Annotated in this window: 24 protein-coding genes and 1 pseudogene; 10 read left to right on the forward strand and 15 right to left on the reverse strand. The window is 55.3% G+C overall.

All coding sequences use genetic code 11. From position 1 onward, the window contains the following. Nucleotides 1-169 precede the first annotated feature (169 nt). Nucleotides 170-340 (reverse strand): hypothetical protein, encoded by a 171-nt coding sequence (locus IQ254_RS18685; protein ID WP_193967675.1) that lies wholly within the window; start codon nucleotides 338-340, stop codon nucleotides 170-172. 251 nt (nucleotides 341-591) lie between these two features. On the opposite strand from IQ254_RS18685, the gene IQ254_RS18690 reads away from it, so the two are divergent. Further along, nucleotides 592-1128, forward strand: a complete 537-nt coding sequence (locus IQ254_RS18690) for a hypothetical protein (RefSeq protein WP_193967676.1) — start codon at nucleotides 592-594, stop codon at nucleotides 1126-1128. Between the two features lie 503 nt (nucleotides 1129-1631). On the opposite strand, the gene IQ254_RS18695 is transcribed toward IQ254_RS18690, so the two are convergent. Together IQ254_RS18695 and IQ254_RS18700 are read right to left on the reverse strand one after the other, a co-directional pair. Continuing rightward, complete coding sequence (locus IQ254_RS18695; protein ID WP_193967677.1) at nucleotides 1632-2171, reverse strand: hypothetical protein; 540 nt, start codon at nucleotides 2169-2171, stop codon at nucleotides 1632-1634. Between the two features lie 59 nt (nucleotides 2172-2230). After that, entirely contained in the window at nucleotides 2231-2491 is a 261-nt protein-coding gene (locus IQ254_RS18700; RefSeq protein WP_193967678.1) for a hypothetical protein, read from the reverse strand. 364 nt (nucleotides 2492-2855) lie between these two features. Here IQ254_RS18700 and IQ254_RS18705 point away from each other — a divergent pair, with 364 nt between their 5' ends. Together IQ254_RS18705 and IQ254_RS18710 are read left to right on the forward strand one after the other, a co-directional pair. After that, nucleotides 2856-3323 (forward strand): hypothetical protein, encoded by a 468-nt coding sequence (locus tag IQ254_RS18705; RefSeq protein WP_193967679.1) that lies wholly within the window; start codon nucleotides 2856-2858, stop codon nucleotides 3321-3323. Nucleotides 3324-3327: 4 nt separating this feature from the next. Continuing rightward, entirely contained in the window at nucleotides 3328-3852 is a 525-nt protein-coding gene (locus tag IQ254_RS18710) for a hypothetical protein (RefSeq protein ID WP_193967680.1), read from the forward strand. Here the strand turns inward: IQ254_RS18710 and IQ254_RS18720 are convergent. The 4 genes and pseudogenes from IQ254_RS18720 to IQ254_RS18735 form a co-directional block, all read right to left on the reverse strand. Further along, nucleotides 3849-4934 (reverse strand): annotated as a pseudogene (locus IQ254_RS18720) (acyltransferase family protein). The gene IQ254_RS18710 and the pseudogene IQ254_RS18720 sit on opposite strands and share 4 nt — an antisense overlap. A 32-nt stretch (nucleotides 4935-4966) precedes the next feature. After that, nucleotides 4967-5758, reverse strand: coding sequence for a class I SAM-dependent methyltransferase (locus IQ254_RS18725; RefSeq protein WP_193967683.1), 792 nt, complete (start codon nucleotides 5756-5758; stop codon nucleotides 4967-4969). A gap of 61 nt (nucleotides 5759-5819) precedes the next feature. Continuing rightward, entirely contained in the window at nucleotides 5820-6236 is a 417-nt protein-coding gene (locus tag IQ254_RS18730; RefSeq protein WP_193967684.1) for a hypothetical protein, read from the reverse strand. Nucleotides 6237-6482: 246 nt separating this feature from the next. Beyond that, the gene (locus tag IQ254_RS18735) at nucleotides 6483-7757 is read right to left on the reverse strand and encodes a S41 family peptidase (protein WP_193967685.1); all 1275 of its coding nucleotides are present in this window, start codon (nucleotides 7755-7757) and stop codon (nucleotides 6483-6485) included. A gap of 270 nt (nucleotides 7758-8027) precedes the next feature. On the opposite strand from IQ254_RS18735, the gene IQ254_RS18740 reads away from it, so the two are divergent. After that, a complete protein-coding gene (locus IQ254_RS18740) occupies nucleotides 8028-9371 on the forward strand; it encodes an acetamidase/formamidase family protein (RefSeq protein ID WP_193967686.1) in 1344 nt (447 codons plus the stop codon). An 18-nt stretch (nucleotides 9372-9389) separates the two neighbouring features. Here IQ254_RS18740 and IQ254_RS18745 read toward each other — a convergent pair whose 3' ends face one another. Further along, on the reverse strand, nucleotides 9390-10226 hold the full coding sequence (locus tag IQ254_RS18745; RefSeq protein ID WP_193967687.1) for a phosphodiester glycosidase family protein: 837 nt from the start codon (nucleotides 10224-10226) through the stop codon (nucleotides 9390-9392). Between IQ254_RS18745 and IQ254_RS18750 the strand changes: the two genes are divergently transcribed. Next, nucleotides 10225-11112, forward strand: a complete 888-nt coding sequence (locus IQ254_RS18750; protein ID WP_193967688.1) for a pentapeptide repeat-containing protein — start codon at nucleotides 10225-10227, stop codon at nucleotides 11110-11112. The two genes, IQ254_RS18745 and IQ254_RS18750, sit on opposite strands and share 2 nt — an antisense overlap. A gap of 65 nt (nucleotides 11113-11177) precedes the next feature. Here IQ254_RS18750 and IQ254_RS18755 read toward each other — a convergent pair whose 3' ends face one another. Continuing rightward, nucleotides 11178-12281, reverse strand: coding sequence for a pentapeptide repeat-containing protein (locus tag IQ254_RS18755; RefSeq protein ID WP_193967689.1), 1104 nt, complete (start codon nucleotides 12279-12281; stop codon nucleotides 11178-11180). 242 nt (nucleotides 12282-12523) lie between these two features. Between IQ254_RS18755 and IQ254_RS18760 the strand changes: the two genes are divergently transcribed. Beyond that, nucleotides 12524-13456 (forward strand): NAD-dependent epimerase/dehydratase family protein, encoded by a 933-nt coding sequence (locus tag IQ254_RS18760; protein ID WP_193967690.1) that lies wholly within the window; start codon nucleotides 12524-12526, stop codon nucleotides 13454-13456. Nucleotides 13457-13790: 334 nt separating this feature from the next. Here IQ254_RS18760 and IQ254_RS18765 read toward each other — a convergent pair whose 3' ends face one another. From IQ254_RS18765 to IQ254_RS18785, 5 genes are all read right to left on the reverse strand, one after another. After that, nucleotides 13791-13985 (reverse strand): DUF2283 domain-containing protein, encoded by a 195-nt coding sequence (locus IQ254_RS18765; RefSeq protein ID WP_193967691.1) that lies wholly within the window; start codon nucleotides 13983-13985, stop codon nucleotides 13791-13793. A gap of 93 nt (nucleotides 13986-14078) precedes the next feature. Next, nucleotides 14079-14504 (reverse strand): type II toxin-antitoxin system VapC family toxin, encoded by a 426-nt coding sequence (locus tag IQ254_RS18770; protein WP_193967692.1) that lies wholly within the window; start codon nucleotides 14502-14504, stop codon nucleotides 14079-14081. Then, on the reverse strand, nucleotides 14494-14760 hold the full coding sequence (locus IQ254_RS18775) for a hypothetical protein (RefSeq protein WP_193967693.1): 267 nt from the start codon (nucleotides 14758-14760) through the stop codon (nucleotides 14494-14496). Before IQ254_RS18775 ends, IQ254_RS18770 begins: the two co-directional genes overlap by 11 nt. Nucleotides 14761-14764: 4 nt before the next feature. Then, the gene (locus IQ254_RS18780) at nucleotides 14765-14935 is read right to left on the reverse strand and encodes a UPF0175 family protein (RefSeq protein WP_193967694.1); all 171 of its coding nucleotides are present in this window, start codon (nucleotides 14933-14935) and stop codon (nucleotides 14765-14767) included. 101 nt (nucleotides 14936-15036) lie between these two features. After that, nucleotides 15037-18069, reverse strand: coding sequence for a TIR domain-containing protein (locus tag IQ254_RS18785; protein WP_193967695.1), 3033 nt, complete (start codon nucleotides 18067-18069; stop codon nucleotides 15037-15039). 339 nt (nucleotides 18070-18408) lie between these two features. On the opposite strand from IQ254_RS18785, the gene IQ254_RS18790 reads away from it, so the two are divergent. Genes IQ254_RS18790 through lgt form a run of 4 tightly spaced genes read left to right on the forward strand, consistent with a single transcriptional unit; the run spans nucleotide 18409 to nucleotide 21536 of the window. Next, the gene (locus IQ254_RS18790; RefSeq protein ID WP_193967696.1) at nucleotides 18409-19959 is read left to right on the forward strand and encodes a sulfatase; all 1551 of its coding nucleotides are present in this window, start codon (nucleotides 18409-18411) and stop codon (nucleotides 19957-19959) included. Between the two features lie 53 nt (nucleotides 19960-20012). Beyond that, nucleotides 20013-20252: a hypothetical protein gene (locus tag IQ254_RS18795; protein WP_193967697.1), complete on the forward strand. Its 240-nt coding sequence runs from the start codon at nucleotides 20013-20015 to the stop codon at nucleotides 20250-20252. Then, complete coding sequence (locus IQ254_RS18800; RefSeq protein WP_193967698.1) at nucleotides 20239-20676, forward strand: PIN domain-containing protein; 438 nt, start codon at nucleotides 20239-20241, stop codon at nucleotides 20674-20676. The genes IQ254_RS18795 and IQ254_RS18800 overlap by 14 nt, the downstream gene beginning before the upstream one ends. Nucleotides 20677-20699: 23 nt before the next feature. Continuing rightward, nucleotides 20700-21536, forward strand: a complete 837-nt coding sequence (gene lgt / locus IQ254_RS18805; RefSeq protein ID WP_193967699.1) for a prolipoprotein diacylglyceryl transferase — start codon at nucleotides 20700-20702, stop codon at nucleotides 21534-21536. Nucleotides 21537-21740: 204 nt separating this feature from the next. On the opposite strand, the gene purH is transcribed toward lgt, so the two are convergent. After that, nucleotides 21741-23288, reverse strand: coding sequence for a bifunctional phosphoribosylaminoimidazolecarboxamide formyltransferase/IMP cyclohydrolase (gene purH, locus IQ254_RS18810; protein ID WP_193967700.1), 1548 nt, complete (start codon nucleotides 23286-23288; stop codon nucleotides 21741-21743). Between the last annotated feature and the right edge of the window lie 64 nt (nucleotides 23289-23352).

The following is a 23352-nucleotide window of genomic DNA, read 5'->3' on the forward strand; positions in this document are numbered from 1 at the left end:
AGTTATGGACCGACTGGGCACTCCAACTGATAGCGCTCAAACCCCATAAACATCGCTATTTTCAGCGTGGTCTCTATGCTCTATCCCTGATGCAGCAAGCTCTTTAGGTACGTTGTCACCCGTTAAGGGAAAAATCAAAATCCATTTTCCAAGTCTTGATAGTGAGCGGTCAGCGTTCCAGTTTGTCAAAAAAGGCAACGAGGATAAACAGCGCGATCGGGCCGATTAAAAATGACAGCAAAAACCAGTTGCCGCCGCTGCGATTTTTGCCTTGGGCTATCCCAGCCGTGATCAAAGCCAGCGTGCCCCAGCCGACGGCATAGCTTTGTTGATCATCCATGGCCTACCTCGACTCTATGCTTGAGGGCCTGGTTAAATGCTGCAAACTCTTGCTCCAGCAGGTCGCGGCTCATTTCTTAGCCAGCCGACCGGCTAGTTCTGCCTGTCCGGCTGGCCTATATTGTAGAACCGATTGGTTGATGTAGTGACCCTGTTGATCGGGCCATCGTTGAAGGGCGCAGTTAATAGGGCCCTTTGCACCATGCATTGAGTTTAAAGCTGCGCCTTCTGTCCCACTGAGGAAACCCAACCATGACGAGACAACTCTCCAGCCGAGTCGGTTTAGCCGCTCTTTTGCTCGGGTTTTCGAGCGCGTTTTCCATAGCCCATGCCGCTCCCGATCCTCTTTTTGAACCCATACTGCAAGACATTCAGCAGGAACTGCCTCCGGGCTGGCAGTTCCGCCTACCGGCAGCCGTGCCGTCAGACAGCGATCTCTACCCCTTCATCAGTCAAGCTTCTGATACAGAACTGATTGTCAGCCTGGGGCTTACCCCCGACTGTGCTGACACAAGCTGCACCATCGGCATGATCGGGGCCACTAACGCCGGTCCCATCGTCGAAAACTGGCCCCCGGAAGGTCAAAATGTTACCCCGGTTGAGCTAGGCGAAGGGATCCAGGGCTATCACCTGCTGCAAGGGGAGTCGGATGCCATGAATCAGCTGGTGATGTGGCAGCAGGACGGGCTGACCTATGCGATCGTAACCATGGCTAGTGATCCACCCCAAGCAGAGTTTGTGGCGATCGCTCGCTCAATGGTCAGCGAACCGCCGATTAGAGCTGAGTAAGACAAAACTGGCTCCGCAGTTATCTGCGGAGCCTTCAAAGTTCCATAGATTCGTATCAGCAATGGGAACAAGGAAAGTAGTGTATCCGCGATTTAACCTTTGGGTAGCCGTGCTCTGGGGGTTGACTTTGATGCCAGCAGTACTACTACTGATGCTAGGATTAACCACCTGGCAAGGCTACATTTTGCTAGGACATCTTCCTATCGTTTCGATTGACGACCCTAAGTTCATTAACGATAGTCTTTTTCAAAGATTGTATCTGCTGACACTAGGCCTCTACTTAGCAGCGTCTCTATTGAGGTACGCCTGGTTACTGCTGTTGGCGCTGATGCTCTGGTGCCATTATCGATATAGCCATCGTCTCGCTAAAGCAGTTCTCTACGGTCTGGCACATGTTTCTGTCTATACCCTGTCCTGGCTAGTCATTGCTCAAGACCCTCTACAGCGTCTAGCTTGGCTGCTTGATTGAGCTTAAACATAGTAACAATATGTCAGCAAAGTTATTAAGGAATCCTGATCAAGGTCATATCTTTGACATGCAAACTGCCTCGATAAAGAATATGAGGAATCCGATGAAACAGCAGCGGAGACTGACCTGATTCCCGACTTGCGCGATAGTATGCCAGGGTAGCCTCAGGTAGCTCAGATAGCTCTGACAGTAGAGCATAATCAAACGGTGCAAACGCATCCGCTAGCTTTGTGAAATCCAAATATTCTTTTGGTGGATGGAGGAAAATAGCAGTGTTTGTCCTGTTAAAGTTCAAGGCCAGCGGTTCAGCCTCAAACCACTGCATTGGCTGAGGCTCAAAGCCTGCTGCCAGCAAACCCTGATAGATTGAATTAGGATGCACAGGAGAGAAATGAAGCGCGTCGTTCCATAGACAGCCAAGGGGAGGCACGATTTGCTGAGTTAGGGTTTCTCGACCAACATACTTTGCGGCATGGGCTGTATAAATTGCAGGAAATTTCTGCTTTAAAGTGTTGAGCGGATAGAGGACTGAACCCGTGAGATGAGCCGGAACACGATGGTATAAGTAACTCACTGAATTAAACTTGAAAAAATGTTAATGCTGCCAAATCACTTGTTTTTACCAGCATTTCTTTAGACAACTGGAGGAATTGATTCTAAAAACGTGATTAATGGCTTTAGGAACCTATTGCCCAAACTGGCAGAGAGTATTCCGCATAGCATCACAATAGTTCCTAAAATAGTTACATAGGTGGTGCGCCACTCAAGTACAGACACTGAGATGCATAGGGCTGGAAGTGAGGCCAACACCAGCCCAAAGGCAATTCCCAGCAAGAACTGATAGGCAATATCGGTTACGGTACGACGTTGCGGTTGGTTATCTTCGGGAACCATATCAAGTTGCTCCTAAATTACACTAGCGAATGATTATTCTGGCCCAATTCTACGCTCAATGCCTACCTCTGACTGGCTCTAAAAATAGACCCAGTCGGTCGATGACCAAGGGGCGATCGCCCAACTAAGCTAAAACTCTTGAGCTGTCATTGTTGTGCCCTTCAAAACAATGCTGAGCAGTTTCTTTTGGCCAATACATATCAGACAATTGCCCCAGATAGTACTGACGCTGTCTTTGCAGAACTGTGCCATAGACATACTCGCTCAGCCGACAGTACCGCAGACTGGAGTCGAGGGCGATAGGCCCGCCGAACTGGACAATGCTCAGATCACATTTTCGGGTGTTGGACCGATTGAGATCGGGATGACGGTGGCTGAAGCCGAAGCAGCGGCCAATGTAGATCTAGTCGTCAGAGGGTTTGACTACAGGACGGGTGAGCCCAGCCGCTGCGCCTATGCCAAACCACAGGAGGGGCCGCCAGAGCTAGCCTTTATGGTCATTGACGATCGCATTGCCCGCGTAGATGTCAGCTCCCTCAGCCGCCAAGAGATCAACGGTAAGCCGGTGACCATTAATATTGAGAGTAGCCAGATTGCCACTCCAGAAGGGATTGGGCTATGGGCCACTGAGGCTGAGGTCGTTGCCGCCTACCCTGAGGCAGAAATCACGGGGCATCCCTACGTAAACGACGGTCACTATGTGACAATCACCGACCCCGATCCGCCCCATCACAGCATGATTTTTGAAACTATCGCCAGTCGAGGCAATCAGGTGATGGATTTCAGAAGTGGGCGATCGCCCGAGGTACACTGGATAGAGGGTTGTAGCTAAACATATGAAGACTGCAGTAGCTTCTGGCTTAGGGCTTGCTCTGGCGACAGTCAATTTTCTTGTAGCCGCTATCCCCGCAGCGGCCCAGCTCCCCTTTGAAGCCTGCCTGACTACGGCAGACGCCCTCTTTCGAGACGGGTCCGCCAGTGAACTAGCCGCGATCGCCGCCTGTCAGGGCACCGCTGAACCTGAAAATATCGCGGCCTGTATTGAACTGGCAGATAGCTTATGGTTCGACGGCTCAGCTTCTGAAATAACCGGCATAGAAGCCTGTCGGGTACGTCGGCGATGGCTAATTGAAACCGATCTTGAACCGTTTCAGCTAGGTGCCTATGCCACCTGTTTGCGACAGGCCGAAACCTCTACCCACGACAATACCCCGCGTGAACTAACGGCCATCAGCGCCTGTAGTGGACTGACTCAGCCCGCTGAAGTAGCTCCCTGCCTCAGCCTGGCCGAAAGTTTGTGGCACGACGAAACTGAGGCAGAACTGGCGGCACTGTCAGCCTGTCGAATTGCACTTGACTAAACGCTTTGGATGAATGAAAGTCGTCGCAGCAGGTCGCTAAGGGCAAAACAAATTGGCGTGCCTATAGCCATGACCAGCCCAAATTTAGCCAATGGTACAAGGGTTAGATCGGCGACAACAAACTGAACACAGAGAATGACTAAAAGATGAATGAGGTACACCCCATAGGCATTTGCAGACAGCCTCTGTAGCAGTTTCGTCTGCCGGTTGCAGTGCTCACGAAACAGGATCAATAGTCCGAGACAGAGACCGACACAGATGATAGCTTCCCAACCACTCCAAATCAGCGATCACCAGTCGAATCCCCCGCCAGCAATGAGATCAGGAAGGGCAAATTTAGTTCGACTCAAGCTGTAGAGGTAGCGCAGGAAACCGGCCCCCAACCCCACTCCCAGCCAGATCAGCCCGCGAGAGATGGGCATGCGCCCCACCCAATTTTGGCGGTAGGCCATGATGCCGAGCACGAAAAGGCTGACATACTGCGGCAGATGCGCCATTTCGGTGGGCAAAACGCCCAATACATCGATCCAGCGATCGATAGGGTAGTTAATCCGCACGAGAAAGGTGATTATGCTGAGGCCGAGCCAATAGATCAAGATCGAGCCATGACCAGGCGGCTGAATCTTGCACGGGCGCGATCGGGTCAGATATCTCCATAGCCCGTAGAGAGCCGTGTAAACAAGCAAGTGCATCAGGAACCAGAGGTGCGCGACTTCAATGTCGAGCTGTTTGACATAGACCTGGACAAAGAACGCTGGGAAAGAAGTTGGAGGACTAGCCAGGGCGTACAGGATCGGGGGAAACACCACCAGGGCAAAAAATAGTACCGGAAGTCCCAAGCGCCGTAGCCGAGATTGAAGCAGTCGCTTTGTGCCGTTGCGATCGCACGCGGGGGGCACAAAATACCCTGCGATAAAAAAGAACAGCCCCATGAAAAAGGCGGCATTGACGGCAAAAAACGGCCCTAAAATAGCCGCTCGCTCTGGATTCGCGATCGGCCAATTACCGCCTGTGGGGCCGTAGGGCTGGGCGGCATGGTGAGCGACTACGAGCAGCGTGAGAAACACCCGCAGGTTATCCATAAAGACCAATCGCGTCGGTGCCCTATCCACAACTAATTCAGGGGTTTACGGCAGCGGACGTGCAAAAAGTAGGCCACGATCTGGGTATCTGCCACGGTGGGGCACTGAGCCGCGATCGCATCGTCCGCCTTGGGTTCAGCTAGAGCCTCAATCATAAAACCAGCGCCGATTAGGAGATTCAGCCACTCGCTGAGGGTGCGGTGAAAGCGAGGAACGCGAAACTTGGGCCACTGCTGTCGCAGGGGGGCCGGAACATTGCTAAACATCCACTCATCAATACGGTCATCAGTGTGCTCAAAATAGCGCCCTACCGCGATCGCGTATTCCTGCCCAGCGGCATCCTTGAGCGACTGACGATAGGGCGTATCAAAACAGGGATGGGTAATAGAGAACTGAAAGAACCCGCCTGGTTTGAGCACCCGGTTAGCTTCCTGAATAGCCTTTTCGCTGTTGGAAATATCCATCAGACTCATAAAAGCCGTCGCAAAATCAAACGTCGCAGCATCAAACGGCAGTTCGGTGGCGCTGGCTACTTGGAAAACGATGCCGCGAGGGTCTTGATGCTCTTGAGCCTGGGCATATTGAATGAACGTTGGGGCCACATCAATGGCTACCAGACTAGCGCCCAACTCAGCTAACTCGCGAGTATTCGCTCCCTCCCCGCAGCCGATATCCAATCCTTTGAGACCCATAATGCTGGGCAGCATGGCCAGAAAGGCGGGGGTATTCACGAAATCCCGATAAACGTCATATCCCTGCCTGGCCAGAACAGTCCAGGCCTCTGCATTGCGGTTCCAGATATCGGCTACCTTTAAGGAGTCCATAAGAACAGCTTCCGTTTTCAATATTCCTAGACTGCTGACTCAAAACGATTTACCTCCGCCTTTACGCCCGGATGCAAGCGAGTCCTGCACCTACAGCAGCTCCTACGACGAGGACAGGTTCGGGAACTATGCCTGTCTGAAGTCCTACCAGTTCTTCTTGATAACTCGCGTTGTCCAAAAGACTTTTCTCTAAAAGCTCCGTTTGGGCTAGCCCATTCTCAATTTCCTCAACAGAGCCTGACGACGAGTTCTGTAAGAGTTTCCCCTGAATAGAAATAGAATGGACTTCTATTTCAAGCTTCATGATCAATATTTCACGTTGTATATCTAAACTCATTTCCCAAATTAGAAATGAGATACAGCCGACGAAAAAAGCGCCTCCGACAGAGTTTATGAGTCTTAGTTGCGCTGAGCGACTACGGCGAGTCTGTTGATCTTGGTCGGTGGATTGTTCTTGGGAAATATTTCCGGAATTCATTATGCTTGCTCCAACATCCAAAAGGGTGATGTCTCTAAGCTAGGCGGCATGGCGAGAAACACTAAGTTCTAATAGCCGTCATATCCCTGTCGGGCTAGGGTCGTCCAGGCTGCTGCACTGCCATACCATCGGCGATCGCCTTCAAGCTGATTTATAGTCGATGGCTTATTTCGACGGGTTGAGCCATTCTAGGGGAAACAAGGTGAGCAAAAAATCGTCCGACTGGTTCTTCTTGATGAGAGAAATTTAAGCGTCGAGTAAGGCCAATGCGGTAGCGATCGCCCGTTCTTTTTGCGGGTCTGCTCCCTGGGCGTAGGCGATCGGGGCTGGCACCACCACGTCAGGGGTTACCCCAACCCCCTCTAGGCGCACGTCGCCATCTACGTAGACATCGGCCACCGCCACGTAGAGCAGGCTGTCGTCGGGCATCAAAAACGGGCGTCCGGCCACCACTGCACCGGGGGTGGGGCTACCCACCACAGACCCAATATCGTACTGCTGAAAGCCGTAGGCCAAAATTTCCTTGGCGCTGCGGCTGCCCTCATTGACCAGCATCACCACCGGCTTTTTCCACTGGCTGTGGTAGGTCCAGGCCTGGCCATTGCGGCCCACATTTGTCACGCTGGGGCCTCTGGCTGTAAAAGGATAGAGCGCCGTTGGCGGTGCGCCGCCCCACCCTTCCCGCAGATCCAACACCAGGGCATCGGCATCTTTGAGGCGACCGTAGATCAGCTCTTCTTCCAGCTTGGTTTGATACTGATCGCCTGCGTAGGACCAGATGTGCACGTAGCCAATCTGCTGCCCTGCCTTCTCAACGATCTGCACGCTGTCGGCCATAGCGTCGAGAAACATGGTGACGCCGTCGTAGCGCTGAGGCGTTACCACAATCTCTCGCTGGCTGTCAGGACTGGCCGAGGGCTGCACCCGCAGCGAAACAGGCTGATCCGCACGGTCCACAAATGACTCAACGGGCTGAAACGGCTGGCCCTCAACGCTGAGGATTTGATCGCCCACCTGCAACCCTGCCGCTGCCGCCGGGCTGCCGTCCAGGACAGCTTTGACAAAGGTTTTACCCTCTTTTTTGGTGGTAATGGCCCCGATACCAACATACTCAACTTTGCCGTCTGGGAAGGTTGCTTCAAGCTGAGTCCGCAGCTCAGCAAGGCGCGGATAAAAAATGCCGAGCAGCTGATAGTAGGCCGGATCATCGGCGGTGTAGAGATGGGTGTGGGACGTGTGCAGCTCCGCCAGCATTTGGTTGATCAGCTCTGCCTGCTCTGAGCGAGACGCCGCCTGGGCCACCAGCGATCGGTACTGGTCTGCCATCGCCACCCAGTCTACGCCGTTGAAGTCGGGGTCGTAGAAGTTGTCGTTGACGGTTTCCCAGACGGCATCAAACCGCTCGAGTTGATTACTCTGGGCCAAAGAAGCGGGTACCCTGTACCCCCGCAGCATCCCCAAGGAGAGGCTGATGAACGCCGTAAGGGCGAGGCTGATCAGCCAGCGATATCGTCTAGGCATTAGGTTTTAACCTCGAATATCTCACCCCAAAATGGTGGTTCAAACCCTTTACTCAAAACCATCCTTATTTATTTAACGACGTAAGCAAGCTATAGCGGGTTTCACTCGGGCATCGACAAAAACTACAAGGTACTAGAGGGCATCAAAGTGCCCATTCCATAAGATTTTTCCCTTTGGAATGTTCCTCAGACTACAGCCCCTGGCTATCCCCCCCCGTAGCATCGTAGCCACGGTGATAAGTCGTTCCTGATTGGTAGAGAGGAGTTTGGCATGGTGAGACGCTTTCGGTTTGGTTTGCTGGGGCTTGGCTTAGCTGTAGCTCTAGGGCTGAGTGGGGTCATGATCAACCGCGCGATCGCCCAGATGCCCACAGAGCACTATCTGGCCGCCAATGCCGACACCGTGCACTGGGGCTACTTCAGCCAGTCGCTGGAGCCCAAGCTGACTATCGACTCCGGCGATATTGTCACCGTCGAGACCCTCACCCACCACGCCAACGACGACGCCTCGCTGATGGTCTTGGGCGACCCCGGTGCCGAGAGCGTCTTTGCCTGGACTTCTGATAGCAAGGGGGTCGATCGCCGTGGCGCAGGCTCCACCGACCCTGAGGTTTACGAAACCGGCTCTGGCGAAGGGGCGGGGGTCCACATTCTCACCGGGCCGATCTACGTCAACGGGGCCGAGCCCGGCGACGTGCTGGAGGTGAAGATCCTCGACGTTGCTCCGCGCCCCAGCGGCAACCCCGAGTACGAGGGCCGCACCTTCGGCAGCAACGCCGCCGCCTGGTGGGGCTTTCACTACAACGACATGGTTGAAGCGCCCAACCCCCGCGAAGTGATCACCATCTATGAGCTAGACGCCACCGAAACCGAAGACTACGCCACGGCCCTCTACAACTTTCGCTGGATGCCCCAGACCGACCCCTACGGCGTTGTCCATGAAATCATCGACTACCCCGGTGTGCCGGTAGACCCCGATACCATCGACAAAAATTACGAGGTGCTAGAGGGCGTCAAGGTCCCGATTCGCCCTCACTTTGGGGTGATTGGCCTGGCGCCTAAAGAAGCCGATGTGGTCGACTCGGTGCCGCCCAGCTACTTTGGCGGCAACATCGACAACTGGCGCATCGGCGAAGGGGCCACGATGTATTATCCGGTTGCAGTCGAGGGAGCGCTACTCTCGCTGGGTGACCCCCACGCCGCCCAGGGCGATTCGGAGCTGGCCGGTACCGCGATCGAAACCTCGCTCACCGGCAAAATTCAGGTCACCGTTCACAAGCAGAGCGACCTGACTGGCACGATTTTAGAAGACCTCTACTACCCGCTGCTAGAAAACGATGAGGAGTACGTCGTGCACGGCTTCAGCTACGCTAACTACCTGGAAGAGCTGGGCGATACCGCTCAGCAGGACATCTTTGGCCAGTCGTCTGTCGATAAAGCCATGCGCGATGCCTTTCGCAAAATGCGCCATTTTCTCATGACCACCCAGGGCATGGGCGAAGATGAAGCCATTAGCCTGATGTCGGTGGCGACAGACTTTGGCATTACCCAGGTCGTAGACGGCAACTGGGGCGTTCACGGCGTGATTAAAAAAGCGGTATTGCCCAGCACCTGACCGAACGATTAGCATGAGCTACTGGGGGCTAACGGCGCGAAAACCCAGGTGGTTGGCCACAGGGCGCTGTCGCATGGGCAATTTTGTATGCACAGGCGCATTGAGTAGGCGGGGTCGCCCGTCTGGAGCGCTGACGGCCAGGGTAGTCGAGCCACCACCATCTAGATTGATCGCGGCGTCGGCCCCGAGGTCGAGGGCGATTTGGGTGAGATGCCCTAGGGTTGCGCCCTCGCTATAGCGGGGTTGCTTGCCGTCAACGACGACCAGCCACAGGCGATCGCCCCCCTCACTCACCGCTGCCATCACCCGGGCGTAGGGCCTGTCTGCAAAGTCAAAGGGCACCGGCGTTCCGGCTGCTACCAGCTGCTGGTTGCCCGCGATCGCCTGTCGTGTACCGTCAGGGCAGGTACCACCCGCGACAATCTGGGCTCGGTTGTCTGCACTAAAGCAGAGCGCGGGCCAGTCGGCTTCTGGGGCAGAGTAAACCTCACCATTGGCAATAGCCGTGCCTAACACGTTGGTGCGATCGCCCCGTCGAGGGTAAAAATTCCAGGGCGTCTTTTCTTCAAAGGGAAAGAAAAAGTTGGCGTTGACGGCTAGATCCAAATTGTTTTGGGTCAAAAATTTCGACGTTGTCTGCGCTGTCGTTTCAAAATCATCATCTGCCGCTGTACCTGGGCTGGCCAAAACCTCAACCCCCGTCTCCAGGTCAATCGTGACGATATGGACAACCTGGGGCCACGGCTGTTCTTCAACCTCTCGCCGGTAGGTGACTCCGGCAAAAAGGCTCTCCGCTAGCGGCGTCCGACTCGGACGCGAACCCTGAGCACCGCTGTAGAGCAGCAGCGGTATCATGAGTCCGGCTGTACCTGCAATCCTACCGAACCAAACCTCTCGCCCGCTGCTCACCGTCGTTAGCCCCACAATGCGTCCTGCCCATACCAGTTTTATCAATCAAGACCTGCGGCGGCACTCATTTCGCCAGCAAGCGCTACAAAATGGTCACTTTTCGGACTGTGACCTGCGGGGCTGCAACTTCTACCAAGCCGATTTGCGCGGGGCCAGGTTTATCCGCTGTCGCACGGGCTCTAGCCTGAGGAAAATAGCGATCGCTGGTTTACCATCAGCGATCGGCGTCGCCTTCATGGCACATGCGGTCAGCTCGCTGGTATTTGGCGCCCTTGGTACTCTGCCGGGCCAGGCGGCCTGGCCCTACGTTGTGGCCCTCTATATTTCGCTAGCGATCGCGGCCATCAGCGCCGCTTTGACGACCCTGTCACTGCCCAGCCCCCGCCTTCCCCAAGCTCTAGCAGGCCTCTCTACAGCAGCCCTGATGGGCTTCTTCTATGGCGGACGGCTCACCGACAACAATCCCACGGTTGCAATCACAGGCGCTGTCGGGCTGGGTTTACTCGGGTGTCTGGTCGCTGGGCGTGTGCAAATGCCCCTAGTCAACGCGATCGTGACCCTGCTGGGCGCGATCGCAGCCTACGGTCTGGCCTTTTTACTGTGGGTCAGCGGTAGCAATCTGTTCACGACAGGCACCTGGGGACGTGGTGTGGTCATCGGTATAGTGGCCGTTCTCTGCGTGGTGGTCACCGTCAAAAGCTTGATCTACGGCTGGCGATCGCTGAGACATCAGGCCGCCACCTCTTTTCGCCAAGCCGACTTAAGAGCATGTACCTTTCAAGCAACTGATATCGCCCCTTGCGATCTGACCCAAGCCATTAGAGATTGCTAAATATTTCCCCTACAGCCCTGACCTCGGGCCTCGGCACCACAGTAGACGGCAGCCGAGTATCTCCATCAATCGTGAATTGAGCCGTCGGGCATGATCGCCCCGGTGAGAATGGTGCCAGTGAGCTTCACCATCGTGCGGCCCCCCACGGCGACCTTGGCCCCGCTGAGGTCGGCCCCGCTGAGGTCGGCCCCACTAAAGTCGGCCCCGATCAAATCAGCTTCGCGCAGGTTGGCATGGCTGAGGTCAGCCTGCAGCAGATTGGCGCGAAACAGCTTGGCCTTGCTGAGGTTGGCCCGGTTAAGGTTGACCTTGTGCAAAAAGGCATCGCTGAGGTCGGCCCCGCTCAGATTGGCCTCGCTGAGGTTGCGGCCAGCAAAGTCTTTTTCGCGCAGGTTGGCCCCGTGCATGTCGGTACCGCTGAGATCGGGGCTCTGGCGCGATCGGTGGGTGCTGGTGGCCCCGTTACGGGTGTGGGCGTTGTAGCTGTTGTAAGACTGATCGGCGGCAGAGCGGCTGCTGGTTGAGCTACTGGTTGAGCTATCTGGGGCGGTCTTGCCATTGGTAGTGCCGCTCTGACTCTTGGCGCTGGCAGTTTTATCGCCTCCAACTCCAGCGGCCGCATCTCGACGCTGGCGATAGCTCTGGGCCTGACCCGCACTAGATCCCGCAGCCGATCCATGACTACTCGTGCCAGTATTGCTCGTGCCAGCGCTACTACTGCCGTTGCTGCTGGTGCCGTTGCCGTAGTAGCTGCCACCGTAGGTGTTGCGCTGGTAGCGGTAGTAGCGATTGTAGGTCGATCGACCATCAGCGGTCTCTTGGGCAGTGCGGTTGGTATAAGTACTGCCTTGATAGGTGCTGCCCTGATAACTACTGCCCTGATAGGGGCTGTCGCTATAGGCTGAGCGATAGCTGGGGGTGCTGGCCCCATAACTCTGACTGGCACGACTGGCGGCCGGGGCCGTGCGACTGTGCGATCGCAGCAAATCCCGCGCATGGTTTAGCGCCTTGATTTTGTCCTGGGCTTTTTGATAGAGCCGCTCGTTGTCTTGGGGAATGCGATCGGGATGCCAGACAAACACCAGATCTTTGTAAGCCTGGTTAATCGCCTCCAGTGAGGCACCAGGCTCTAGCTCCAAAATTCGATAGGCGTTGTCCAGCTCTCGCATGTAGAGACAATCTCACGCTTGGGATGTTAAGGCCGGTGCTCAACTCATAACATTTTAGGCGGGTTGCCCCCGTAGCGTAAGGCCTGGGCCAGTATCTACGGTTTTGCTTAACGGGTTTGGGGCCAAATACCTTGATTCCTCAAGAGAATTTCAGGGATCAGCGCGGCTTAATATACATACATTAAGTTCAGCGGGCCTTACCGCAGGTTTTGGGGCCGCTGGTTAGCAACAGGGAGAAGGCAATGCGCGTACTGGTCATGGGTGGTACCCGATTTATTGGGGTGTATCTCACCAAGCTATTGATTGAGCAAGGCCATGAGGTGGTGCTGTTTAACCGGGGCAACCACCCCGCCCCCGTGGAGGGTGTGCCCACCATTGTGGGCGATCGCACCGATCCCAACAGCCTCAAAACCCAGCTCAGCGGCGAAACCTTCGACGCCATCTTCGACAACAATGGACGCGAACTGAGCGACACCCAGCCCTTGATTGAAATCTTTGGGGGCAAACTCCAGCATTTTGTCTATGTCAGCTCGGCGGGGGTCTACCTCAAGTCGGACCAGATGCCCCACATCGAAGGCGATGCGGTGGACCCGAAAAGCCGCCACAGGGGCAAGTTTGAGACCGAGGCCTACCTGCAAGCCCAGGGGGTGCCGTTTACCTCGGTGCGGCCCGTCTACATCTACGGCCCGCAGAACTACAACCCGCTGGAGCAGTGGTTCTTTGACCGGGTGGTGCGCGATCGCCCTGTGCCCATTCCCGGCAACGGCATGCACCTGACGCAGCTGGGCCATGTGCAAGACCTGGCGGCGGCGATGGCGGCGGTGCTGGGGAATGAAACGGCGATCGGCCAGATCTACAACATCTCCGGCGAGAAGGCGGTCACCTTTGACGGGCTAGCCCGCGCCTGCGCCACGGCGGCAGGGAAGGATGCGGCCAGCCTCAAGATTGTGCACTACGACCCGAAGGATTTTGACTTTGGCAAGGCCAAGGCGTTTCCAATGCGGGTGCAGCATTTCTTTACCGCGACGGACAAGGCTCAGGCGGAGCTGGGCTGGGCACCGACCTACGACCTGGTCGCGGGTCTGAAGGATTCGTTCGAGAACGACTACCTGGCCGCTGGCCACGACAAGGCTGAGGTGGATTTTGCCCTGGATGACATGATTTTGGCGGCTTAGGCGATCGGTGGATGGGCTGGGGCGATGGCCCTTTGGGCCGGTTCTTGACCATCGCAGGCTCAATGATGCCCCAGGTTGGTAGGGTGGGCACTGCCCACCATTCACCCCAGCACCCACCAGCCATACCCCGGCAGAGCGATAGTCATAATATCGCGCGATTCCCGTTCCGGGAGGCTGCGCTAACGCATTAGCCATATGCCAACCTGCAATTCCCCGCACGCGCCTGCATCTCGATACAGCAATCCGCGTCTAAACGCTTCTTTGTAGGGGCTGTAACCCTTTGCTGGTGGGCAATGCCCACCCTACAGGTAGGTTGAATAAGTTTATAAACGGCCTAGGATGCCAACAGTGAGGTTACAGTCTCCTCAGACATAAACCGCCGAAAATCTAGAATCTCGACTAAAACTAGCTTTTCGTCTTCTGAATAATGCAAAATCACCTGGCCTTCTTCTTCGGCGTAGGCAATAGGAGCTTCGGATAGCTCAACGAGCAGAGCATCAACGTCTTTGCTGTAGCTAATCTTTTTCATATAGTGTTTTGGGTGCTGATTTGGTTGCCTTCAAAGGTGCCGCCCCAGTTAACGGCAGTGTTGGGAGCGCTAAAGTTTGTGATGCTGAAGCTGTTATTCATGATTGAGTAAACGAATGAAGCCTGCTTGCTCGAAGTGGCGATCGGTAGTGAGGGCTTGTTGAATATTGTGTTGTTGCATGATGACAAAGGAACTGCAATCGACAAGTGACCAGGGTTTATCCGGGCGATTTTGGCAAAGTTCCCAGGCGGCTTGATCTGTGGATGGATCAATGTGAATAATTTGAATATAGGGGCGACTTTTAATAGTGTTGATGATAGAAAAGAGTTGGTTTCTAGGCAGGCGCAATGGACTATACAGTAAGGCAACGAGTTCTGCAATGATGTAATTTGTGGTGATAATGGTTTGGTTTTCGGTACGGGCACGACTCAGAACTTGTAGGGCTTGAGGATAGTAGGGCTGGTCTTGAATAAAAAAGCTAGCCCATCCAGACGTATCGACAAATAGGCTAGTTGTCATTACCGTTCATTTCTTCATGGAGAGCTTGGCCAATGTAGTAGTCATGGTTTTCGGCGAGATCAGGAATATTGGAGGTGATTGACCCGGCCAGTTGAAAGAGGGGGTCGTTGATCAGGTCTGGGTCAGATGGGGGCATAAATTTCTGGGTAAGAGCGGCGAGGATGAGTTCTTCGGCGGTGGTTTGGTTTTGGGCAGCAGTTTCAGCCAGGGCTTGTTCAAGGGCATCGGGCAGGGTGATGGTGAGGGTTTTGGTCATGGGTTTACTCGGTAGGATTTACGGAGGGCTGAAATTTGGTTTCGTGAAGTCCAGCGATTTGGCTAGCAGTGCCTAACGTAATTCGCTCTTGCTGGAAAAGGGTAACAGCAAGCTCTGTGCGCAAATCGCTTTCGGTGATTTGAACCTCATCTGGTAAATCAATTGTTATTTGCATGCATGAACTCCTAAGTTAGGGTTTTACCCAGTCCAATGACGCTCTGAAACGCTGGTCACACTCTCAGCCTAGCTCCCCTGCCCCTCCGCTCCCCCGCCTCCTTACTTGTCTTTTCTCACTTCCATCGCGACGGCGCGAATGCCTTCGGCGATCTCTTGAAAGGCGGCGTCTCGATTATCCCAGAGGGTGACGGGCTGGTGGTTTTTGGGCAAGACGGGGAGCTGGCTGAAGGGGACACCGGCCCAATCGACGGGACGCAACAGAATGGGGATGACGCAGGCTTCGCCTGACTGGTGACGCTCGATGGCGCGTTGGATTTCGAGGTTGTAGCAGGTATCGTCGGCGAGGGAGTTGGCGCTGATCAACAACAGAATGATGTCGGCGGTGTTGAGGTGCTGGTTGATGACTTGGGTGGGTTCGTCGCCGGGGAGAATTTGGCGCTGGCTCCAACTGGTGATGACGCCCTGGCGTTTGAGCAGGGTGAGATGGTTGGCCAGTTGGGTTTGCAGGGCTTCGTCGGCGGGGGCGTAGGAGAAGTAGAGAGAAATAGCCTTGCCTTGGGGAATAGTGCTCTGCCAGATTTCGTAGTTGTAAAACTTGCAACGGTTTTGGATTTTGGCAATTGTGGAGAGACAGTAATAGCCTCTGGTCTTAGGCTGCGAGGCTAGAAGAATAACTGATATATGTTTTGGTTCAGCTAATTCTCCCAATGTGTTAAGTATTGCGCATCTCACATCGTCGTCGATTTCTTTTTCTAGCCTTTTTAACAATCCCTCAACAGCATTACTATTTTCATCAAGATCAAGTAATGCCTCTGCAGCTGCTTTGCGGACCTCCGCATTGATGTCCTCTAAAGATAAAATTATATTCTGCGAGGATTGTATGCCTCCCAACATACTTAGGATTTTTACTGTCCGAGAGCGTACTTGAGGGATGGAACTTCCCAATATTTCAATAATCCCTAAAATTAATTCAGAGTCATCTGATGAGTCACTCAAGCATTCTTGAATGGTGTTCACCCTGTTCAAGGTGCTTAGAAGATTTTCTTCTAATGATCCATCACCTATTTCTCCTTCCCTCCAAAGCTCATCCTGCAAATATTCCTGAAGTTCAGAAATATCATCAGACAAAGATTGGATGGTTAAATTATCTTCGAACCATTTAAGATCCTCAAATTTAAACTCTATTGCTGTCGTATTAAAAAAATAATTTCTAGATTTTTTTTCTGGAAACTCAATACCCTTTATGTCACCTGACTTAAGAAAGCCTAGTTCATGCAAAGTTAAGGCCATCTCACGACTCGCGTTAGATCCTAGAAGTCTAAGATTTTCGACAAAATAATTTGCTATTGCTCTCGACTCTGTTAGTTTCAGAATGCCTATCTCAGTAGCTTCATTTATCATGAGACTCTTAATCATTTTAGCCGCATGTCTCTGATATTGTTGATGGACAGATTCTATTAAGTTTGATCCCAGTATCAAATCCACATCATTCATTGCCAGCTTCACCACCCGCAGCGCCTGCGCTTCGTCATCCATAAGCGCCAGCATCAGGGCAATGGGTTCTGTCCACTTCAACAGATTGAGGTAGTCGCGCTTCAGTCGCTCATCATTTAGTTGTGGCAGCAGATCCAACAAATGTTCCGCTGCGTAATATTCCTGAATCAGCTGGTGGCGAAATTCGAGCTGGTCGGCGCTGCGGTTTTGCAGCAGGTGGTATTTGAGCAGGTCGTCTAAGATGTCGCGAACGGGGAAGTTTTCTTTGGCAAAGCGTTTGCTGAGTTCGCGTTCGGCTTCGGTGCGGTGTATCGCCACGCGAAAATCAACCGGGGTTTCGCCCTGCATCATCCGGGCCGCCAAGGCCATTAGGGCCTCTTTCCACAGGCGGCGATCGCTCAGGGGCCGCACATCGCCCTTCAGCAGCGCCACCTCATGCTTGCGCACGCTGCTGTCGGCATACATCGTCGTGAATGCTCGAAACACCTCCGCCAGGTTGTTCGGCAACTGCCGATTGGGCGACTGCTGAAACACTTCGCACAGCATCCACAGCAGCAGCGGGGTTTGGCCAAACTCACGCAGGCGGCTACTTAGCTGCCGCAGCATCACCTCCGCTTGCTCGGGCACATAGGCGCGAATGAACTGTTTCATCTGCGCCTCGGTCAGCGGCTGCATTTCCAGCTTTTTCTCAATCCCCAGGTCGCCTCCCAGGCCCAGATCGCGCGTGGTGAAAATCATTGGCACCTTGGCGTAGTCGCGCCGAAAGGCGACGAGCTGGGTGCGGGCGTCGTCCGAGGGCAGCTCGTTGAGGCCATCGAAAAGCAGCAGAAAGCGGCCCTGGCGCAGCAGCGTTGTCAGGGCGGCATCGTCTAAATCGAGCTGGGGGTCGTGCCGGTAGAGAAACGCTCGAATGCGCTCTAGCACGGAGGTTTGCCAGTAGCGCAGCTCGACTAAAACAGGAATTTGAACTGTCGCTTGCGAGGCACTGTACGAAGGCTGAGCGGAGTCGAAGCCTGTCTCTCCTTCCCTCGACTTCGCTCGGGGAACGGCGGAGGATTGTTCTAATTTGAGGAGTTGGGCCGCCTCTTCCAGCAGCAGGCGTATCAACGCGGTAGATTTGCCCGAGCCGGGGCGGCCCATCAGCAGCACATGGACGTCGGCGTACTTGCGAATGCCAGCCAGCACGGGCAGGCGTTCGGTTTTCTCTTGTTTCTGTGGGTTGGGGTCGGCGTCTAGGTCGTCAGTTGTTTGTGGCTGTTCGACGGTTTGCACCATCAGGCCAAAATCAAACACCGAGGGCTGCTTGGGCTTGGGTTGCTCAACCTTGCCAACCGCATCGGTCGGCGTGTAGTACTCCCGCCAGTTCTCGTAGGTGGCCTTGAGCGATCGCAGATAAGCCTCAAATTGTGGGGTCTGGCTCTGCTCGATGTGCTTGAGCTGATGCCTGATTTCGTCCAAGCCTGGTCCGCTGGAACCTTCAGCCCAGTCAAGCAAGGCTTTCACTCGGTTTGCCTGGGGAGCTTCAGCGCTAGGAATGAGGCCGCCGGGGAGTTTCAGGGCAAACAGCAGTTGCTCGAAGATTTGTTGGGGCAAATCTTTGAGTGTGGTAAATAGCTGGTTGCGGTTCCCGTTGTCCATGCCAGGGCGAGAGGGAGAGAAAGCTTTTGCCTATAGTATCCGCCAGATATTTGAGGGTGTCAGGGTTGTTTGTAGGGGCATTGCCTGCAATGCCCCTACTGATCGCCACGGTCATAGCTTTGGGTCGATTCAGACAGCACCTCAACAATCACCTTCTAAGCCGCTGACTGCTCGAACGTATTGCAGGATATCTGGCCTGCCATCGCAGCAGCATCGCCAAGATAGCCGACAATAGCAACAGCTCGAACGGCACCCAATTTCTGAGCCTAGACTCAGGCAATTGAGAACGGTTCTGTTTAGGATGGAACCTATGCCCTGTTGACTCGTTGGCTAAACCCTATGGCTGCTCGCCCCGACATTCTCTTTCTTGTGCTCGATACCCAGCGGGCCGATCGCCTGTCGTGCTATGGCTACGACCAGCCGACGTCGCCCAATCTGGATGCGATCGCCGCCCAGGCCACCCGCTTCACCCAGGCGGTGTCAGCGGCCCAGTGGACGGTGCCCTCCCACGCCTCGATGTTTACCGGGCTCTACCCCTCCGAGCACACCATGGTGCAGTCCTACTCGGTGCTGCCGCCCGATCTGCCCACCCTGGCCGAGCGATTAGAGGCCAGCGGCTACTACACCGCCGGGTTTTGCAACAACCCGCTGGTGGGGGTGATCAACAACGGGCTGCGGCGGGGGTTTACCAGCTTTCTCAACTACAGCGGCCTGCTCACCTCCAGGCCCAACCAGGCGGGCAGTCGGCCAGGGATTGTGGGTCGCTATCGCCAGTGGTTTAAGCGCCAGATAGCGGGGGTGCTGAATCGCATGCAGGATGCCTTTGCGCGATCGGATGCGCTGCTGGCCCTGTCGTTTACGCCGCTGATGGTGCCCCTGTGGCAAACGGCCCTCAGCTTTAAGGGCAACACGCAAAAATCCCTCGAAGACACCGCCAACCTACTGATTAACCGCGCGGGCACGGAGGCGGATCAGCCGATTTTTACCTTTGTCAATCTGATGGGCACCCACATGCCCTACCATCCCCCCCGGCGCTATATCGAGCAGTTTGCCCCCCATGTGCTGGCCGATCGCAAGGCCCAGAGCTTTTTGCAGCGCTTCAATGGCGATGTCTACGGCTGGCTGGCCCCGCTGACCGGTGCCCTCGATGACGAGCAAAAGCAAACCCTCGACGGCATGTACGATGCCGAGGTCGCCCACCAGGATGTGCTGCTGGGGCAATTCTTTCAGCGCCTGCAAGCGTCGGGCCAGCTCGACAACACCCTGGTGATCATCTGCGCCGACCACGGCGAACACCTGGGCGAAAAGCAGTATATGGGCCACAGCCTCTCGATCTACAACGAGCTGGTGCGGGTGCCGCTGATCATTCGCGATCCTGAGCACCGTCTGGAGCAGGGCACTGTGGTCGATACCGTCGTCTCCACCCGGCGCCTGTTTCACACGGTGCTGGCCGCTGCTGGGCTGGCCAATGAGAAAGAGCTGGCCCTGGACTTGGTACACAGCCAGGGCGATCTAAAAGAACGGGATTATGTCTTCGCCGAGGCGATTCCGCCGCAGAACGTGGTCAACCTGATGCAGAGGCGCCAGCCCGAGCTGGTGAAGACCATGGGGTGCGATCGCGTCCGCCGCGCCGTCTGGATGGGCCAGCACAAGCTGATCGAAACCGAAGGCTCAGTGGCCGAACTCTACGACGTGCTCGAAGACCCCACCGAGGCCCTCGACCTCAGCGCCATCCTGCCCGAAAATGTGGAAGCCCTGCAAGACTGCCTCCAGGCCTTTGCCGATCGCTCTGATCAGCATTTGGCCCAGGCTGTCACCACCCGCGCCACCGACTACGACGACCCCGAAGTTCGCCGCCGCCTCGAAGAACTGGGCTATCTGGAGGATTAATCGACGATGATTTTGCTTGCCGCATATCAACATGCTTACCAGGGAGAAATATTATGACTATGCAAGATTTGCTGAGAGAAGCGGCGCAACTTTCCCCTAAAGAGCAACTCCAACTGGCGACACAACTGCTACGGCTAGTTGATCGTCAATTATCAAATTCTTCAGCATTAAAATCATCAAGTTCTACACATATTGACACCGAGGAGAATAGCATTGGCTATCTCCTCGCTCACCCCATTTCGGTGCGCAACTTTAAGCCTCTGAGCCGAGACGAAATCTATGAGCGGTGCTAATTACTACTTTGTCGATGCCAATGTCTGGATTTATGCCATAACTCACTCTGAAGATACCCCCTCTGACCAGCGTCATGAGGTTGCCAGAGCGTTGCTGGCTGGAATTAACCCCTGCCTATCTTTGCAGGTCGTCAATGAGGTCTCCGTCAATCTGATCCGCAAATTTAAATTCACCGAAGCAGGTATCCAGACATTGATTCGGTCGTTTTATCAAAACTATGCCATTTGCCCGATGGATGTAGGGACGTTGTTAGAAGCATCTGCCCTAAGAGAACGTTATAGTCTATCCTTTTGGGATTCCATGATCGTTAGCACGGCAATGCAGTATCAATGCCCTATCCTCTATACAGAAGAGATGAGCAAGGGATTAGTCATTAATGATTCTTTAATGATTATTAATCCGTTTGACTCGATCGAAAATTAATCGCGCGCCCTCGCTTTTCGCCTATGTACCCTCCCGTTTCACCCATCATCTTTGAACTCGGCCCCTTTGCCCTGCGGTGGTACGGGTTGCTGATGCTGGCGGCCATTCTCACGGCGGCAACGGTGGCTGGCCGCTATGTCGCCCGCCAGGGCGAAGACCCCGACAACCTCTGGGACATGTTGTTCTGGATTTTGATTCCGGGCTTTATCGGCGCCCGGCTTTACTACGTGTTTATTCAGTCGCCGCGCGGGCCAGAGGGGCTGGGCTACTACCTCGATCATCCCGGCAAGATTTTGCAAATTTGGGGCGGTGGCATCCACATTTTTGGCGGCTTCATCTTTGGGGCGATCGCCCTCTTTGTCTTCAGCCGTGTGCGCAAGCTCAACCCCCTGCCCTACCTCGATGGCATCGCCCTGGGCTTGCCGCTGGCCCAGGCGATTGGCCGCTGGGGCAATTTCATCAATCAGGAGCTTTACGGCCCGCCGACCACCCTACCCTGGGGCCTGCGCATCGACGCCCAGCACCGCATTGCCCCCTACAACGACCTGGCCCAATACCCCGAGGCCACCCGCTTTCACCCCCTGTTTCTCTACGAGTCGCTGTGGAACTTTTTGGGCTTTGCGGTGCTGTTGTGGATCTCGCGCAAGTTTGAGAAACAACTTAAGCCTGGGGATTTGGCGCTAGGATACCTGATCTGGTACCCTCTGGGGCGATTTTTTATCGAATTTCTGCGCACAGACTCGTGGTTTTTCCCGGGCACGCCGTTTAATGTGGTGCATATTTTGACGGCGGCGGCGATCGCGATCGCTGCCTTTACCCTCTACCGGCGACACCGCCGCGTAGCCAACTCAACGGAATAGCGACCCCGCTACCCGCTGCCATAGGCGAGCCATTGCAGCCAGTAGCACTTGAACATTTTAGGTACGGGGCTGATGCTCGGTGGCATTGGTCGCCATCATGACTAGAACGCCGGTACAGAAACCCGGTTTCTCGGCCAGAAGGCCAGTCATGCCGTTAGGGCCGTGACAAAGAAACCGGGTTTTTAGCCCTACTGTACCGATGCTCTAGTGCAAAAAGTGGCGCACGCCGGTCATCGCCATGATCAACCCCAGTTCGTTGGCAGCTTTGATCGAATCCTCGTCGCGGCGGCTGCCGCCCGGCTGCACCACAGCGCGAATGCCAGCGGCGGCGGCGGTACGCACCGAGTCGTCAAAGGGAAAGAACCCGTCGCTGGCGAGAACGGCTCCCTGAGCTTTTTCCCCCGCTTGCGCTAGGGCGATGCTGACGGAGCCCACCCGATTCATCTGCCCGGCCCCAATGCCGAGGGTCTGCTGCTGGTGAGTGACGACAATCGCATTCGACTTCACATGCTTGACCACCCGCCAGGCAAACAGCATTTCCGCTAGCTCCGTCTCGCTGGGCTGCGCCTCGGTGACGATTTGCCAGGTGGTGGGGTCATCGCGGTAGGTATCGGGAGCCTGGAGCAAAAATCCGCCTGCGATCGCAGTTACCCCATGACTCGGCCCGGTCAGCAGATCCGCCAGCACCAGCACCCGCAGGTTTTGTTTTTTGGCGAGAATGCCCTGGGCGGCAGCGTCGCACCCCGGCGCGACAATACACTCGAGAAATGTACCCGTGAGCTGCTGCGCTGTATCGGCGTCAATGGCGCGATTTAGCACCACAATGCCACCAAAGGCGGAGACATCGTCGGCATCGTAGGCCCGGCGGTAGGCCGTTGCTAGGGTATCGCCCATAGCCACACCGCAGGGGTTGGTGTGCTTGAGCACCGCTGCCGCCGGGCGATCGCTGGGGAACTCCGCCATTATGCGCCGCGCCGCTTCGAGATCCACCAGGTTGTTGTAGCTGAGTTCTTTGCCCTGGAGCTGCTCGGCCCCGGCCCAGCCGGTGGGCATCGACCCGGTGCGATACCAGGCCGCCGTCTGGTGAGGATTCTCGCCGTAGCGCAGGGTGGCCTGCTGGCGGCCCGTTAGCGCCCACTGCTGGGGCAAGGCATCCGCTTCACCAGTGGCGGCGGTGAGGTAGGTGGCGATTGCCTGGTCGTAGCTGGCCGTGTGCCAAAATGCGGCGCGGGCGCAGGCTTGGCGAAATTCTAGCGGGGCTTCCCCCTCATGCTGGCGCAGGGCATCTAGATACGGCCCATACTGCTCGGCGCTGCACAGCACCGTCAGGTAGGCGTGGTTCTTGGCTGCCGCCCGCAATAACGTTGGCCCACCGATGTCGATGTTTTCGATCGCATCGGCCATGGTTACGCCTGCTGTTGCGATCGTCTGCTCAAAGGGGTAGAGATTTACCACCACCAGATCCAGCGGGCGAATGCCGTTGTCGGCTAAATCCTTTTGGTCTGCCGCCAAATCTGGCCGCGCCAAGATACCGCCGTGAATCTTAGGGTGCAGCGTCTTCACCCGCCCGCCGAGAATTTCGGGCGACCCCGTGTAGTCTGACACCTTGGTGACGGGCAACCCTGCCGCTGCGATCGCCTTAGCCGTACCGCCACTGCTAATCAAGTCAAAACCAAACTCGTCTACCAGGGTTTTGGCCAGCTCTACCAGCCCAGTTTTATCGGATACACTCAACAGTGCCAGGCGCGCCATAGCTCTCTAGTCCTCGATTTCGCAGACCCTATACTATCCCGAAACCGATTATCTCCCCTCAACC

This window comes from Nodosilinea sp. LEGE 07088, from assembly GCF_015207395.1.
Taxonomy (GTDB): domain Bacteria; phylum Cyanobacteriota; class Cyanobacteriia; order Phormidesmidales; family Phormidesmidaceae; genus Nodosilinea.

Bases quoted from the DNA above. Each gene is read 5' to 3' on its own strand.
- IQ254_RS18760 (WP_193967690.1), top strand. From the start codon at position 12,524: ATGCGCGTACTGGTCATGGGTGGTACCCGATTTATTGGGGTGTATCTC.
- IQ254_RS18685 (WP_193967675.1), bottom strand. From the start codon at position 340: ATGGATGATCAACAAAGCTATGCCGTCGGCTGGGGCACGCTGGCTTTG.
- IQ254_RS18800 (WP_193967698.1), top strand. From the start codon at position 20,239: ATGAGCGGTGCTAATTACTACTTTGTCGATGCCAATGTCTGGATTTAT.
- IQ254_RS18785 (WP_193967695.1), bottom strand. From the start codon at position 18,069: ATGGACAACGGGAACCGCAACCAGCTATTTACCACACTCAAAGATTTG.
- IQ254_RS18705 (WP_193967679.1), top strand. From the start codon at position 2,856: ATGACGGTGGCTGAAGCCGAAGCAGCGGCCAATGTAGATCTAGTCGTC.
- IQ254_RS18730 (WP_193967684.1), bottom strand. From the start codon at position 6,236: ATGAATTCCGGAAATATTTCCCAAGAACAATCCACCGACCAAGATCAA.
- purH (WP_193967700.1), bottom strand. From the start codon at position 23,288: ATGGCGCGCCTGGCACTGTTGAGTGTATCCGATAAAACTGGGCTGGTA.
- IQ254_RS18790 (WP_193967696.1), top strand. From the start codon at position 18,409: ATGGCTGCTCGCCCCGACATTCTCTTTCTTGTGCTCGATACCCAGCGG.
- IQ254_RS18710 (WP_193967680.1), top strand. From the start codon at position 3,328: ATGAAGACTGCAGTAGCTTCTGGCTTAGGGCTTGCTCTGGCGACAGTC.
- IQ254_RS18725 (WP_193967683.1), bottom strand. From the start codon at position 5,758: ATGGACTCCTTAAAGGTAGCCGATATCTGGAACCGCAATGCAGAGGCC.
- lgt (WP_193967699.1), top strand. From the start codon at position 20,700: ATGTACCCTCCCGTTTCACCCATCATCTTTGAACTCGGCCCCTTTGCC.
- IQ254_RS18750 (WP_193967688.1), top strand. From the start codon at position 10,225: ATGAGTCCGGCTGTACCTGCAATCCTACCGAACCAAACCTCTCGCCCG.
- IQ254_RS18770 (WP_193967692.1), bottom strand. From the start codon at position 14,504: ATGACAACTAGCCTATTTGTCGATACGTCTGGATGGGCTAGCTTTTTT.
- IQ254_RS18700 (WP_193967678.1), bottom strand. From the start codon at position 2,491: ATGGTTCCCGAAGATAACCAACCGCAACGTCGTACCGTAACCGATATT.
- IQ254_RS18765 (WP_193967691.1), bottom strand. From the start codon at position 13,985: ATGAAAAAGATTAGCTACAGCAAAGACGTTGATGCTCTGCTCGTTGAG.
- IQ254_RS18690 (WP_193967676.1), top strand. From the start codon at position 592: ATGACGAGACAACTCTCCAGCCGAGTCGGTTTAGCCGCTCTTTTGCTC.
- IQ254_RS18740 (WP_193967686.1), top strand. From the start codon at position 8,028: ATGGTGAGACGCTTTCGGTTTGGTTTGCTGGGGCTTGGCTTAGCTGTA.
- IQ254_RS18775 (WP_193967693.1), bottom strand. From the start codon at position 14,760: ATGACCAAAACCCTCACCATCACCCTGCCCGATGCCCTTGAACAAGCC.
- IQ254_RS18795 (WP_193967697.1), top strand. From the start codon at position 20,013: ATGACTATGCAAGATTTGCTGAGAGAAGCGGCGCAACTTTCCCCTAAA.
- IQ254_RS18780 (WP_193967694.1), bottom strand. From the start codon at position 14,935: ATGCAAATAACAATTGATTTACCAGATGAGGTTCAAATCACCGAAAGC.
- IQ254_RS18745 (WP_193967687.1), bottom strand. From the start codon at position 10,226: ATGATACCGCTGCTGCTCTACAGCGGTGCTCAGGGTTCGCGTCCGAGT.
- IQ254_RS18755 (WP_193967689.1), bottom strand. From the start codon at position 12,281: ATGCGAGAGCTGGACAACGCCTATCGAATTTTGGAGCTAGAGCCTGGT.
- IQ254_RS18735 (WP_193967685.1), bottom strand. From the start codon at position 7,757: ATGCCTAGACGATATCGCTGGCTGATCAGCCTCGCCCTTACGGCGTTC.